11 protein-coding genes and 3 pseudogenes are annotated in these 13,331 nt (G+C 69.6%); 10 read left to right on the top strand and 4 right to left on the bottom strand.

What is annotated here, in order from left to right; all coding sequences use genetic code 11:
• Positions 1-124: 124 nt before the first annotated feature.
• The gene (locus ACFXB5_RS28150) at positions 125-1,720 is read right to left on the bottom strand and encodes an MFS transporter (protein ID WP_385212678.1); all 1,596 of its coding nucleotides are present in this window, start codon (positions 1,718-1,720) and stop codon (positions 125-127) included.
• A 136-nt stretch (positions 1,721-1,856) separates the two neighbouring features.
• Positions 1,857-2,870, bottom strand: coding sequence for an NAD(P)/FAD-dependent oxidoreductase (locus ACFXB5_RS28145; RefSeq protein ID WP_385212676.1), 1,014 nt, complete (start codon positions 2,868-2,870; stop codon positions 1,857-1,859).
• Between the two features lie 92 nt (positions 2,871-2,962).
• Here ACFXB5_RS28145 and ACFXB5_RS28140 point away from each other — a divergent pair, with 92 nt between their 5' ends.
• The 7 genes and pseudogenes from ACFXB5_RS28140 to ACFXB5_RS28110 all read left to right on the top strand — a co-directional run bounded on the left by ACFXB5_RS28140 (position 2,963) and on the right by ACFXB5_RS28110 (position 8,590).
• Positions 2,963-3,568 (top strand): helix-turn-helix domain-containing protein, encoded by a 606-nt coding sequence (locus ACFXB5_RS28140; protein ID WP_385212674.1) that lies wholly within the window; start codon positions 2,963-2,965, stop codon positions 3,566-3,568.
• A 118-nt stretch (positions 3,569-3,686) separates the two neighbouring features.
• A complete protein-coding gene (locus ACFXB5_RS28135; RefSeq protein WP_385212672.1) occupies positions 3,687-4,553 on the top strand; it encodes a class I SAM-dependent methyltransferase in 867 nt (288 codons plus the stop codon).
• Between the two features lie 49 nt (positions 4,554-4,602).
• Positions 4,603-4,794 (top strand): hypothetical protein, encoded by a 192-nt coding sequence (locus ACFXB5_RS28130; RefSeq protein ID WP_385212670.1) that lies wholly within the window; start codon positions 4,603-4,605, stop codon positions 4,792-4,794.
• Between the two features lie 170 nt (positions 4,795-4,964).
• Positions 4,965-5,264, top strand: a pseudogene (locus ACFXB5_RS28125) (ISAzo13 family transposase); the annotation flags it as partial.
• A 31-nt stretch (positions 5,265-5,295) separates the two neighbouring features.
• Positions 5,296-5,721, top strand: coding sequence for a hypothetical protein (locus ACFXB5_RS28120; RefSeq protein WP_385212668.1), 426 nt, complete (start codon positions 5,296-5,298; stop codon positions 5,719-5,721).
• A 420-nt stretch (positions 5,722-6,141) separates the two neighbouring features.
• Positions 6,142-7,977 (top strand): FAD-dependent oxidoreductase, encoded by a 1,836-nt coding sequence (locus tag ACFXB5_RS28115; protein ID WP_385212666.1) that lies wholly within the window; start codon positions 6,142-6,144, stop codon positions 7,975-7,977.
• Positions 7,978-8,198: 221 nt separating this feature from the next.
• Positions 8,199-8,590, top strand: a pseudogene (locus ACFXB5_RS28110) (DUF6000 family protein).
• A 921-nt stretch (positions 8,591-9,511) separates the two neighbouring features.
• Here ACFXB5_RS28110 and ACFXB5_RS28105 read toward each other — a convergent pair.
• On the bottom strand, positions 9,512-10,417 hold the full coding sequence (locus ACFXB5_RS28105) for a LysR family transcriptional regulator (RefSeq protein WP_385212664.1): 906 nt from the start codon (positions 10,415-10,417) through the stop codon (positions 9,512-9,514).
• Between the two features lie 80 nt (positions 10,418-10,497).
• On the opposite strand from ACFXB5_RS28105, the gene ACFXB5_RS28100 reads away from it, so the two are divergent.
• Both ACFXB5_RS28100 and ACFXB5_RS28095 read left to right on the top strand, forming a co-directional pair.
• Positions 10,498-11,433: a DMT family transporter gene (locus ACFXB5_RS28100; protein WP_385212662.1), complete on the top strand. Its 936-nt coding sequence runs from the start codon at positions 10,498-10,500 to the stop codon at positions 11,431-11,433.
• Positions 11,403-11,975, top strand: coding sequence for a YbaK/EbsC family protein (locus ACFXB5_RS28095; RefSeq protein WP_385212660.1), 573 nt, complete (start codon positions 11,403-11,405; stop codon positions 11,973-11,975). Before ACFXB5_RS28100 ends, ACFXB5_RS28095 begins: the two co-directional genes overlap by 31 nt.
• Before the next feature lie 129 nt (positions 11,976-12,104).
• On the opposite strand, the pseudogene ACFXB5_RS28090 reads toward ACFXB5_RS28095, so the two are convergent.
• Positions 12,105-12,391 (bottom strand): annotated as a pseudogene (locus tag ACFXB5_RS28090) (MMPL family transporter); the annotation flags it as partial.
• 237 nt (positions 12,392-12,628) lie between these two features.
• Between ACFXB5_RS28090 and ACFXB5_RS28085 the strand changes: the two are divergent.
• A complete protein-coding gene (locus ACFXB5_RS28085; protein WP_385212658.1) occupies positions 12,629-13,009 on the top strand; it encodes a hypothetical protein in 381 nt (126 codons plus the stop codon).
• Positions 13,010-13,331 lie beyond the last annotated feature (322 nt).

Raw genomic sequence — 13,331 nt, 5'->3', positions numbered from 1 at the left:
CGCTCTCGGGTGCGGCGGGGGGGTGGGCGCTGTTGCGGTTCGTCAGCGGGGTGGGGTTGTGTTTCGCGCGGTTGGTATCGCGATGCCTAACGCCTGGCGGATGATCCGCCCAGTTGTCACGTGGTCATCGGGCGGCGACGGTCTCCGTGGTCTCCGTCTCGTCCGCGGCGGCGGAAGCTGAGTCCTTCGGGCCGCGAAAAGCGATGTAGACGAGCAGCACGCCCATGACGGCGGCGCCTGCCCACATGGCCTGCTGCCAGCCGTCGACGAAGGACTGCTGGGCGGCGTGGACCAGGTCCTGTGCATGCGAGTCCGCACTACCCGCGGCCTCGACCGCGTTGGCGATGCCTTCCCGCGCGGTGTCCGCGGTCCCCTGCGGGATGCCGTGCAGCCTGCCGTCGATGGCGCCGCGGTAGCCGGCGGACAGAAGCGCGCCGAGCAGGGCGACACCGAGAGCGGTGCCGAACTCGCGGGTGACGTCGTTGAGGGCGGAGGCAACGCCCTGCTTCTCTCGCGGCAGGGAGTTGGTGATGGCCTCGGTGGAGGGCGTCATCGACAGACCCATACCGACGCCCATGGCGAGCATGCCGGCCAGGATGGAGAGGTATCCGCCGTCGACGGAGACGAAGAGAGCCATCAATGCCAGGCCGAGGGTGGCCAGGGCGACGCCCACGGTCATGGTGGAGCGGGCGCCGATGCGTGCGGCCATCTTGGGGGCCAGGCCGGACGTCATCATCATCATGACGGCCATCGGCATCATCGCCACGGTGGACAACAGCCCGGACCAGCCCAGGACCGCCTGGAAGAACGGGAAGAGGACCACGGCGATACCCGCCTGGACCCCGAAGACGACGAGCAGGGTGATCGAGCCGCTGGCCAGGCCGCGCTCACGGAACAGGCGCACGTCCAGCAGCGAGGCGTCGCGGCGGTGCAGTTCCCAGGCCACGAAGGCGACGGAGGCGATGACCCCGACGATCAGGCTGATCAGAGTCACCGGGGCGGTCCAGCCGCGTTCGGGACCTTCCTGCAGAACAAAGATCAGACCGATCACAGCGACGGCGGACAGCAAGGCGCCCGTGGTATCGAAGGAATGAGCGGAGTGCTCGCGGGAGTTGGGGACCGACTTCAACGTCATCGCCAGAGCTACGACGACCAGGACCACGGGCAGGACGAACAGCCAGCGCCAGTCGGCGACATCGACCAACAGCGCGGACAGGAACATGCCCAGGATGCCGCCGCCCCCGGCGACACCGGTCCACACACCGATCGCCTTGCCCCGCTGCTCCTCGGGGAACGTACTCGTGATGACGGCCAGCGTGATCGGCATGATCATCGCAGCGCTCACACCGGCGGCCACGCGCGCGGCGATCATCACCCCGGCCGACGGAGCCAGCCCCGCGACGATGCCGGCGGCACCGAAGATGGTCAGACCGGTGATCAGCATGGGCTTACGGCCCAGCCGGTCACCGACGGCGCCGAGCGGCAGCAGCAGCGCGGCCAGGGCCAGGGTGTAGATATTGATGATCCACAGAACGGTGTTCTGCGAGGCGCCGAACTCCACAGCCATGTGGGTCTGGGCGACGTTCAGCCCGGACACCGACGCGATGACGGCCATCAGCGCGATGGAGACGGCGATCAGGATCGTGCGCAGCTGACGCGCATCCGGTGTATCCCCGACGCTCGTTGCTGCCGCCGCCTGGGGAGGTTGGTTCGTACTCATGTTTTCCTTCCAAAAAGGGCGTGCGGGATCAGCGCCGGAGCAGGGCCGGTCGCCGAATCGATGAGGTGAAGGCTCGTACTCGCCCACCGCGCGGACCGTTGGGTGCGGCCGTGCGGTTCAGCGGCGGAGCCGGGGTCTAGGCGGTGGTGTTCTCGCTCCGTGCGGCAGCGAGGGCCGCATCGGTGTCCGTGGCGGCCAGGAGGGCGTTGATGTGGGAACCGGCCAGGGCTCCGGCTGCGGCGGAGGCGCCGACCTGCGCGGTCAGATCGGTGGCGTTGCCCGCCACCCACACGCCCGGGATCTCGGTGGTGCCGGCCATGGCGGAGGCGAAGCGGCGCCCCATGTTGTCGGGCAGGTCCTCCATCGGCAGCCTCAGACCCTCCAAGCCCTCGGTGCGGGCCTGCATCTGGGTAGCGACGGCCAGGACGCGCCGCTCCACGAAGCTGCCATCCGTCAGGCGCACGCCTGTCAGGGCGCCGCCCTCGTCGTTGACGACTTCCCGCACGGGGGTCTCGATGACGCGGATGTGGCGGGCGGCGAAGCGGGCGCGGGTGTCCGCGTCCAGCTCGGCGCCGCGGGTGAAGTAGCTGAGGTCGTCCGTCAACTGGCGGAACAACCAGGCGTGATGGACCGAGGCGGGACCGGTGGCGAGGATGCCGATCGGCTCATCGCGTACCTCCCAGCCGTGGCAGTAGGGGCAGTGCACCACGCTGTGGCCCCAGTGCTCGGCCAGGCCGGGCACCTCGGGCAGCACATCACGCAGGCCGGTGGCCACCAGCACCCGGCGCGCGGTCACCGTGCGGCCATCCGTCAGGCCGACGGTGAACCGCGGATCACCCTCGGGAGACGGGGCGGCCGGTTCGGCCGAGGCCACCTCGCCGCACACGATCCGGCCACCGTACTGGCGTACCTGTTGCCGTCCCCGCTTGAGGATCTCGGGCGGCGGCGTGCCGTCCAGGACGATGAAGCCGTGCATGGCCGCGGCGGGGGCGTTGCGCGGGGTGCCGCTGTCGATCACGACGACCGAGCGGCGCGAGCGGGCCAGCATCAGGGCCCCGTTCAAGCCCGCGGCGCCGCCGCCGATCACCACCACATCCACGGTCTCAGCGGGCAGTTCGTCGCCCTCGTTGCGGGAAGTCTGCGCAGACATGTCGCGCCCTTTCGTCGTGCGTGGTCCCCGTGCCCGGACCACCTGCACTGGACGTTAAACCCGCATTGCGGAAAGGGCATAGCATGTTGCCTATGACGCAAGAAGATGGGCAGCTGGACGGCCTCGTACGCAAACGGATCCGCGCCCTGCGGGTCGCCCAGGGCTGGTCCCTGGAAGAGCTGGCCACCCGCGCCAACCTCAGCCAGTCCTCGCTCAGCCGCATCGAGAACGGCCGGCGCCGCCTCACCCTGGACCAGCTCGTCACCCTCGCCCGCGCCCTTGGCACCACCCTGGACCAGCTGGTGGAGAACGCCGCCGACGATGTCGTCATCAGCCCGATGATCGACGGCGCCCACGGTCTGATGCGCTGGCCCATCAAGGGTGACCCCGGTATGAGCGTGATGCGTCAGCGCATGACCGAACCGCCGCCCGACAACCCTGCCCGCATGCGCGCCCACCCCGGCCGCGAATGGCTTGTGGTCCTGTCCGGCACCGCCATCCTCATGCTCGGCCACCGCCGGTTCCGCATCGAGGCCAACCAGGCCGCCGAGTTCCCCACCATGATGCCCCACGCGATCGGCGCCGAGGGCGGGCCGTGCGAGATCATGGGCATCTTCGACCGCGACGCCCGCCGAGGCCACCAACGCGATACCGCCGAGGCCGGCGACTACGGCGACGCTCGGACTCCCGGTGAGTGACGGTGTCGGAGGCCCGGTACGGGCGGGATCTTGCGTGATGGGCAGCGGGCGAAGCGACCTCCTTGCGTAAACAGCAAGCAGCTGTGCCGTAAGCGCATAGGCGTCTTACGGTGTCGCCATGACCCCAGCCCATCAGCACACCCCCCACGGCGAAGGCGGCCACCACCAGGCGCACGATGATGCCGACCAGGCGGAGATCCTTGACCTGGATGCCGAGGTGCTCGCCGAGCATGTCGCATTCATCACCGCCTGGCTGCCGCTGAAGGCCGAGCCGCGCCAGATCGTGGATCTGGGCTGTGGCACGGGGGCGGGCACCTTCGCGCTCCTCGAGCGTTTCCCCGAGGCACACGCCACCGCCGTCGACACCTCGGCCGCGCACCTGCAGCACCTGCGCGAGAAGGCGTACGCCCGTGGAGTGGAGGAGCGCGTGCGCACCGTGCAGGCCGACCTCGACGCTGCTGACTGGCCCGATCTCGGGACGCCGGACCTGGTGTGGGCCTCGGCCTCGATGCACCACATGGCCCACCCCGACCTCGCCCTGACCAGCGTCCACGACCTGCTCGCCCCGGGCAGCCTGTTCGCCGTCGTCGAGCTGGACGGCTTCCCCCGCTTCCTGCCCGCCGACGCCCCCGAGAATCGGCCCGGTCTCGAAGAACGCTGCCACAGGGCGACCGACGGCTTCCACGCCGAGCACGTCCCGCACCGCGGCGCCGACTGGGGACCGATGCTGTCCGCCGCCGGATTCACCGTCGAAGACGAGCGCACCATCACCGTGAACATCGAAGGCGACCGCAGCGAAGCCATCGGCCGCTACGCCCACAGCAGCCTGCAGCGCATCCGCGGCGCCGCCGCATCAGCGCTCAGCTCCGAAGACCTTGCCGCACTCGACGAGCTACTCGACACCGACAGCCCGCACAGCATCCTGCGCCGCGACGACCTCGCCGTACGCACCGAGCGCACCGTCTGGGCAGCCCGCCGCGCCTGAGTCGTGGCCGCGTCCAGTTGCCCGCCGGACAGCTCCAGCACCCCATTACTTGCCTCATACGCAACCACTGCCACGCACCGGCGTGCGCTTCGTCGGGCTGAGCACCAGGGCCTGCCGTGCGCAGCGCTACCGCCGCGCCCCCATGGCGCACGCGGCGGTGTACTTCCGCTTCGACGACAAGGGGCTGATCACCCGCATCGAGGAATACGCGAACTTCATCCCCGCCGGCCGAGACAGCTAAGGGCCTGCAGATAACAAGCCATCACTTCGCGTATTTGAGGCCATCATTGTGGTGAGCGCGGTGGGGCTTGAGGCGTCGTTGGCGGCGGAGTTCGGTGCAGTGTCTCCGCACCTGAAAGAGCGTCAGCGCAGGCTGGTGCCGGTGATGGGGGCTGAGACGGACAGACCGAGTACTCGCAGGCGTCAGGGCTGCTGATCACTGCGGACGCCGGTGGCTCCGACGGGTACCGCACCCGTCCCGGGAGGGTGGAGTTGGCCCGGTTCGCGGCCAAGACCGGGCTTAGGGTAACGATTTGCCGCCTACCGCCGGGCACATCGAAGTGGCACAAGGTGGAGCACCGGCTGTTCTCCCACATCGCCATGAACTGGCGGGGTCGGCCCCTGACCAGCCACGACGTGATCGTGCAGAGCATCGCCGCGACCTCCACCCGCACCGGCCTTCGCGTGGGCGCCCGCCTGGACACCGGCTCCTCAGCCGGTATTACGTCTGCAGCTACCCCTCATGCAAGGCCCTCGCGGCTGTGATGGGCAAGATCAAAGCAGGGCGCCGGAAGATGGCCACGAACCAGCCGCTCGACACTCTGCTCATCCAGCTCAACCGGATGCTGCCGGGCTGCCGATCCTCCCCGACTCCGAGCAGAAGGTCTTCGCCGACTACCGGCGCACCAACGCCGCCCCCGTCGCCCGGCTCCCCGAGCACCACTTCCAGGTGGGCTCCAACGGCGGGCTGGACCTGGACTGGCTGCTGCGCCACGCGCCCGATGACATGCGGGCGGTGGTGATCGGCGCGGGCTTCAGCGGCGGGAGCGGCCTCCGGGCTCGTGGCCCGGACCTCGAACCGCCAGAGCGAGTAGCCGAACGAGGCGGCTCCCGTGGCTCGGCCGCGGTCCGCCAGTTCTCCGCGTCGCCTGAGACCTGGATGTCGTAGTCCCGCGCGGAGGCCTGCTCCCAGTCGAGCAGTACGCGCCGCACGGGCTGCGAGCGGCCCAGTCCGCCTGGATCCACTCGTCGTCGCGGTAGGCACTGGCCCACCGGGTCTTCGCGTCCCCGTCGGTGGCGTTCTCCGGTGCCAGGCTCGCCGCGTCGGACGACGAGGCCGTGGTGGGCCAGTGCAGGGCGAGACCGTCTGTGAAGAGCATCAGGACGTCACCGGGACCGAGGGAGCCCAGGGTCGGGTCAGACTGGGCTCCTCCGTACAGCCCGAGGCCTGCGAGCCGCGGATACGAGTCGACTGGCCGGTTGCCCGAACACGCTCGGCATCGCTGTCTCCTTGCGTTTGTGAGGATGCTGTGGGTGACAGGAAATAGGGCTTCCGGCTTCCGGAGCCCCTCCCTACCCTTCAGGGTCCATGACAACGGACAACGCGCAGCAGTCCCAGGGGCACAACGGACACAGCCGCAGACGCTTCCTGACGGCGACCGGAGGAGCCGTCGCCGGAGTCGTCGGCGGGGGTACGGTCGGCGCCTTAGGGACTGTCGGCAGCGCGGCCGCGGCCTCCTCCGGCAAGCGCGTCGCCGTCCTCGGCGGCGGAGTCTCCGGCCTCAGCGCCGCCCACGAACTCGCCGAACGCGGCTACGAGGTCACGGTCTACGAGTACTACGACGCCCTCGGCGGCAAGGCCCGCTCGATGGACGTCCCCGGGACCGGAACGGGCAACCGCAAGCCGCTTCCCGGCGAGCACGGCTTCCGCTTCTTCCCCGGCTTCTACCGGAATCTGCCGGACACCATGCGTCGCATCCCCTTCCCGGGCAACGCGAGCGGCGTCCACGGCAACCTCCGCGGCGGTACGGAAGCGTTGTTCGCGCACGGCTCGGGCCGCCCGGACCTGCACTTCCCACTCCGCCGGGCCACCACCCCGCCCGCCCCCGGTGATCTCACCCCGTCCTGGATCCGCGACCAGATCCTGTCGGTGCTGGACCTCGCCACTCACCTGCCCGCCAACGAGGCCGTCTACTTCGCCGACCGCCTCCTGGTCCACCTCACCAGTTGCGACGCCCGCCGCGAGGACCAGTGGGAGAAGGTCGCATGGTGGGACTTCATCCGGGCCGGCGAGATGAGCCGCGAGTACCAGGTGCTCCTCGGCATCGGCCAGACCCGCAATCTCGTCGCCACCCGTGCCGAGATCGCCTCCACCCGTACCGTCGGCCGCGTCATCATCGAGGCCCTCCTCCTGTGGGGCCTGCTCGGCCGCGGCATGGACGGTGACGGGGACATCGACCGGGTGCTGAACGCCCCGACCAGCGAGGCGTGGATCGACCCCTGGGAGAGGCATCTGCGGTCCCTGGGCGTCGAGTTCGTGCTCGACACCGAGGTCCGTGAGGTGGTGTACGGCGACGGCCGGGTGACCGGCGTACGGGTGGCGGCGCGCGACGGCAGCCGGCAGCGCACCATCACCGCCGACCACTACGTCTCCGCCCTCCCAGTCGAGCACGCGCGCGCGACCTGGGGCCCGGCCCTGCGCGCCGCCGACCCGCAGCTCGGGCGGTGCGACGCGCTGAAGACGGACTGGATGACCGGCGTGATGTTCTACCTGCGCACGCCCACCCCCGTCGTGCACGGCCATATCAACTGCCTCGACTCCCCGTGGGCGGTCACCGGAATCGGCCAGACGCAGTTCTGGGACGTACGGGACTTTTCGCGCGACTACGGAGACGGACAGGCCCACGAGTGCCTGTCCACGATCATCTCCGAGTGGGACAAGCCCGGCATCCTGTACGGCAAGACGGCCCGCGAGTGCACCAAGGACGAGATCGTCGCCGAACTGTGGGCCCAGCTGAAGGACGGGCTGAACGACTCCGGCAAGACGACACTCAGGGACGAGGACCGGCTCGACTGGTTCATGGACCCGGCGGTGACGGGCCTCGGCGGCCCCGACCCACGGAACCGCGAACAGCTCCTCATCCACCCCACCGGCACCCTCTACCACCGCCCGTCGGCGAGGACAGCGGTGCCGAACTTCTTCCTCGCGGGCGACTATGTCCGTACGGATGTGGACCTGGCGACCATGGAGGGCGCCAACGAGTCCGCGCGACGCGCCGTCAACGCACTCCTGGACGCGGACAATTCGGGCGCCGAGCGGTGTCACATCTGGGAGTTGTTCCGGCCGCCGGAGATGGAGCCCCTGAAGCGGATCGACGAGGTGCGCTATCGGCTGGGGCTGCCCAACACCTTCGACCTGGGGTAGCACCCGGCACCGAGTTGAGCCGGACGGGCTGCTGCCCCGAGCGACTGCGGCCCTTCAACCGAAACGGCGTGGCGCTGCTAGGCAGCCTTCTCGGCATGCGTGGGCGCGAACGCGGCAAGTTCACCCGAAAGCTGGGCAAGGCCGCCAGCCAGATCAACCCCCCGTGAACTGGGCATTCTGCTCGATGGAGGTGGCGCGAGCGCAAGACGGCAGCCTGGCTCATCGCCGTTGCCGGCAGAACCGGGTTCCGCGGACGCCTCGGCGAACTCCTGCTCGCCAGCGAAGGGCCCTACGCAGGGTCGGCTTACTGCATCGCTCTCGCCACCTTCGGCACCTCTGCCGACACCGACCTCCTGGTCGCTTACATCGACCGCCACTGCCCCGCCCCGACCTCTACTACGACCAGGCAGCCGCCCTCGGCACGCTCCTGCTGCTCGATGCCAGGCTCGGCGCCGGCCAGGCGGCCCGGTCCCTCACCCCGGACGGCCTCTGGCAGCTGTGGATCGACGGACCACCCAGCAAGGACTACGACGCCCCCGACAGCTATCGCGAGTTCATCGGCCAGCTCTGCGATCTCGCTGATGAGAGCGCCGGACACCGCACGGCAGGGTGACACCTGATGGTCCGGCAGCTCTGCCATGGGCGTGACGGTGAGGATGTCAGTGGGCACCTCGGACACCACTCGGAGCCCGAGCACCGTGCCAGCGAAGGCAGACGGTACGACGGTCGCCGCGACCGCGAAGGTCTGCCGCCCTGTGGTCAAGACGACGCTGTGCTTTCCGCGCGACCGTAGGCGAGCCGTACCGGCGGATCGCGGAGGTCAAATCAGCACGATCGGGTTGGTGAGAGCAGCCATACAGCCATGCGGATGGCGTACCTCGATCCGGACAAACGCCGAGTCTTCCCAGGTCGTGTGCCACTCGGCGGTACCCACCTGAGTCCTTGTTCGCGCGCGAGCCGTGAAACCGCGCGAGCCCACCCCATAAGCGGGGTGGGCTCGGCTTCTGAGCGCCGGGCAGGCCTTGCACCTGCATCTCCCCGCAGGAAGCGGGGCGTCTTTCCTTGGACCACCAACGCGCGACCGGCTGCCCGGAGTTCGGGCGGCTACAGCAAGATCAAGTGTAGCGCACGGGACCCATCGACACTGCCGCGTCGGCGAGCGGCCCGGATTGTCCTCGACCGCGACCAGATGGCCCTTTTCCTTGGTCGCCACGAGGCGACGGAATGGCCGAGTGGCCTGCCTGCGCAGCGCCAGTACGCACGGCACCGAGCTGACCGCGCAGGCGATCATCGCCGCCGGCGCCCCCGGCCCGGCCCTCACCAACGTCTTGGCCGCCCTGGAACCGGTCAGCTCACAGGACCGGGCGCCCGCGCATGGGCAGGATCCCGTTCGCCTTGCTGCCGCGGCCGGAGTTCCCGCGCCGCGTTCCCCTGCGGGCGCCGCCGGTCTGACGGGACCGGCGAAGGTCGTTCTGATCGCCACTAGCTGTTCCTCGGCATGTGCACACCGATACCGGTAGCGGTAGTGGGCGGCTCAGCGGTCTCGGCCCTGGATCTGTGCGGCGGCGCGGTGCAACTCGGCAAGGACCGTTCGGACGGCCTTTCGGGCGGTGCGCTCAGGCCGGTGGAGGACGTCGATGTCGCGTCGAGCGTGTACTCCGCTCAGCGGCCTGAGGACGATGTCGGGGTGCGGCCGGGCGGTCCAGCGGGGCATCAGCGCGAGGCCGCCGCCGGCGGCGACGGCCTCGGCGACCACCGCGAACTCGTTGATGCGGTGGACGATGTCGAGTCGGCGGTTGGCGACGCTGGCGATGGCCTCGATGGTGGACATCAGTGGGAAGCCGTCGTGGACCGTGATCCACGGCTGGTCCGCCACGTCCCGCGGCGTAAGGAGCGGCTTGGACGCCAGCAGATGGCCGACCGGCAGGGCGACGTCGAGGGGCTCGCGCAGCAGCGTGGTGGAGGTCACGGTGCGTGGCCATGACGGGCCGTGGTCGAGGCGGTGGGCGAGCACGAGATCGTAGTGACGGGTGAGGGCGGGGAAGCGGTCCTGGGCGACGTCCTCGTCGGCGAGCGCCGGGCGGGGGCGGCCGGGGTGGGCGAGGCTGCGCAGCAGGGGCGGGAAGAAGGCGGACGCTGCGCTGTGGAATGCGGCCACCGATACGTCGCCGTCGGGTTGGTCGGCGAAGTCGGTGATCGTGTGCCGGGCCTGGGCCAGGGCGGTCTCGACCTTGATGGCCGCCGCGGCCAGGGCCTGCCCGGCGTCGGTCAGTACCACCCGGCGTCCGGCGCGTTCGGTGAGCGGGACGGGGATCGAGCGCTGCAGCAGCCGTAGCTGCTGTGAGATCGCGGAAGGCGTCACGTGCAGTGCCTCGGCGACCGCGCTGACGCTGCCCAGGTCTCCCAGTTCGCGCAGGATGCGCAGCTGCCGTTCATCCACTCTGACAGTGTAGTTCTGCTACACCTTATGTTTAGAAGTTGGTTGTGGCCTTCAACATACTGGTGGGGCAGCGTGGGGGCATGCATGTTGCCCGCCGCACCGATGCGGTACTTCTCCTGGTCGCGCTGGTCTGGGGTTCCAGCTATCTCACGGCCAAGACGGCCACCGTCGCGCTCCCGGTCCTGGCGGTCCTGTTCGCCCGGTATGTGATCTCCGCGCTCGCGTGTGGAGCCCTGGTCGCCTCCCGCCGCCACAGGCACCGCTGGACCCGCGCGGAGGTCCGCGTCGGGTCGCTGCTGGGAGTCACCCAGGCGGCCGTGCTTGTGCTGGAGACCTACGGGGTGGCGCACACCAGCGCCGCGAACGCCGGGCTGATCATCAGCCTGACCATCGTGCTGACACCACTGCTGGACCGCACCAGCAGCCGCCGGCTGCCGTGGACGTTCTTCCTCGCCGCCGGACTCTGCGTGGTGGCCGTCGGGCTGCTCACTTCCAGCACCGGGCTGCACGCACCACGCCTCGGAGACGTGCTGATGCTCGCCGCCGCAGTCGTCCGGGCCGGGCACGTCGCTCTCGTCGGACGGCTCACCGCGGGCCGTCCCATGGACCCGCTGCACCTGACGACCGCCCAGACCGTCGTCGGCTCGGTCCTGTTCCTGCCGCTCGCCGTCACCCACCTGCCTGACCTGGTCCACAGCAGTGCCACCACCTGGATCCAGCTGATCTATCTCGCCCTGTTCTGCAGCGTGTTCGCCTTCCTCGCCCAGACCTGGGCCGTGCAGGGCACTTCCGCCAGCCGGGCCAGCCTGCTGCTGGGCACCGAACCGATCTGGGCTGTCGCCATCGGGATCAGCGTCGGCGGCGAACGGCTTACCCTCTGGGCCACTCTCGGCGCCGTGCTCATGATCGCCGGAACCTACTGGGGCCAGGCCATCGAACGCGCCCACCGCACCACGACAGCGAGAACCGGGAAAGAGGATGAAGCGTGCCCGACAATGACACCTACCAGCGCCTGATCACCCTGCTCGAGACCACCCAGACGCCCTACCGGCTCACCGATCACGAACCGGACGGCACCACGGACTCGGTCAGCGCCCTGCGCGGACACCCCGCCTCCCAGGCAGCGAAGTGCATCGGCCTCAGAGTGAAAACCGACAAGAAGACCACCCGCCATGTGCTGGCGGTCGTCCCCGGCGACCGGCGCGTCGACCTGGATGCCGTGCGCACACTGTTCAACGCCCGTTATGCCGGGTTCAGCGACGCCGCCAGCGCCGAACGGCCGGCCCACTCCGTTCCCGGCACCGTCCTTCCCTTCGCCTTCGATCCCGACCTCGAACTCGTCGCCGACCCCGCAGTCGTCGCCCGACCGCAGTTCTACTTCAACGCCGCCCGCCTCGACCGGTCAGTAGCCATCTCGGGCACCGACTACGCCCGACTCGCCCAACCACGCATCGAGCCCATCGCCGGCCCAGAGCCCGGCGAAGCGCAAGAAGCCACACCGTCAGGAGTGCAACGCCCGTCTGACCTGAGTGCCGTAAACGACGGCACTCTCAAGTGATCAACGCCCCACCCTCGGATGATCACGTGATCGTGGCGGCGCAGATGCGTGGCTACGGGTTCTCCACCTGGGCCGACGGACCGGCTGATCCGGCGGTGGTCGCACTGAGTTGAACGCGGCTGCCTTCCCCGCGAGCGCGGCCGCCACTGTCGCGGCGGAGAACGCGACCGTACGGCCCGCGGTGCTCAGCGTCCGCCGGACGGCGTCATTCACGCTCGCCCCTGCCGCGAGCTGCTCCCGGGACCGGCTGGCCATCAGCAGGGCGTAGTCGATGCCGAGGCCGAGGCCCAGTGCCGTGGTCAGGTTGATCGGAAGACGGAGACATCGGTGGCACTGCCGAGGACGAAAAGCTCCGCGAACGTGCCCGCGATGGCGATGATTCCGATCGCCAGCGGCAGCAGGGCTGCGAGGCCGCTGATCGCCGCCGATGCCCAGCTCAGGCCTGCACACCCGTTGGCCGCCGGCCTCCGCCGACCCTGGGAGAAGCCTCGGCAGAGCCGAACAAGCTCACCCCCGCCCGGGTCCGCAGGGGTCGGGCGAGGCTTACAAGCGCCCCGCCCACCACAAGGCCGGCACCAAACCTCGACGCGTCACGCCAGCTTCCGAGCTGACGGCCGGCCACCGCTGCCTCGATGACCACGAGGTCCAGCAGGATGAGCGACATGGACGCGAATGGAAGCCAGCCCCTTGAAGACCTCGTGCGCTGGAACGGTGAGCTCTCCGGACTCATCGCAGCTGCCCGGCACGGCGAACCAACATCAACTGTCACTCTCCGTCGTAGCCACGCCGCGGCCGCCGCCAAGAAGGTCACCACCGGACTCGCCAGCCCTGGCCAACTCGTCGACTGGGCACAAGCCGTGCACTTCGCGGACCAGGTTCACGTGGAGGAAGAACACCAGGACCTGCTGACCCAGTTCCTTGTCGAAATCTCGACCCCCGAGCTGTTCGAACCGGTCACCCATGAAGTCTGCCAACGATGGCTACGCGTCCTGCAGACATCGATGGCCTCCGATACCGAAGCGGCCGAAGGCTGAACGACAAGCTGGGTGGTGGCCGCCCGCAGATCGCCCTCACCCGGTCGCGCGCGGTTTGTTTGCGGGACGTGAGTGAGGCGTTTCCGGAACGTCAGTGGCCCCGGGAAAAGTGGTGTCCACGCCGCGGGAGCCGCCGAAGACAACTCCCGCACGAAACGCAGGGGAACCCGATCATGCGTACCTCCCGGATTCGTACCGCCGCCCTGGCCGCCATCACCGCCGCGCTGTCGCTGGGCCGGACTGCCTGCGGCGGCGCCGACGGCGGCTCGAATGCGGCGGGCGGCGACGACGCCCCCGGTAACGCGCAGAGCCCGACCGCGTC

Source organism: Streptomyces sp. NPDC059455, assembly GCF_042750115.1.
Classification (GTDB): Bacteria; Actinomycetota; Actinomycetes; order Streptomycetales; family Streptomycetaceae; genus Streptomyces; species Streptomyces endocoffeicus.
The sequence above is the reverse complement of the archived record's forward strand: the minus strand, read 5'-3'. Positions and strand labels throughout refer to the sequence as shown.

Excerpts from the sequence above, each read along its gene's own strand:
- ACFXB5_RS28115 (WP_385212666.1), top strand. The coding sequence starts at position 6,142 with ATGACAACGGACAACGCGCAGCAGTCCCAGGGGCACAACGGACACAGC.
- ACFXB5_RS28150 (WP_385212678.1), bottom strand. The coding sequence starts at position 1,720 with ATGAGTACGAACCAACCTCCCCAGGCGGCGGCAGCAACGAGCGTCGGG.
- ACFXB5_RS28120 (WP_385212668.1), top strand. The coding sequence starts at position 5,296 with ATGCAAGGCCCTCGCGGCTGTGATGGGCAAGATCAAAGCAGGGCGCCG.
- ACFXB5_RS28085 (WP_385212658.1), top strand. The coding sequence starts at position 12,629 with ATGAGCGACATGGACGCGAATGGAAGCCAGCCCCTTGAAGACCTCGTG.
- ACFXB5_RS28145 (WP_385212676.1), bottom strand. The coding sequence starts at position 2,870 with ATGTCTGCGCAGACTTCCCGCAACGAGGGCGACGAACTGCCCGCTGAG.
- ACFXB5_RS28140 (WP_385212674.1), top strand. The coding sequence starts at position 2,963 with ATGACGCAAGAAGATGGGCAGCTGGACGGCCTCGTACGCAAACGGATC.
- ACFXB5_RS28135 (WP_385212672.1), top strand. The coding sequence starts at position 3,687 with ATGACCCCAGCCCATCAGCACACCCCCCACGGCGAAGGCGGCCACCAC.
- ACFXB5_RS28100 (WP_385212662.1), top strand. The coding sequence starts at position 10,498 with ATGCATGTTGCCCGCCGCACCGATGCGGTACTTCTCCTGGTCGCGCTG.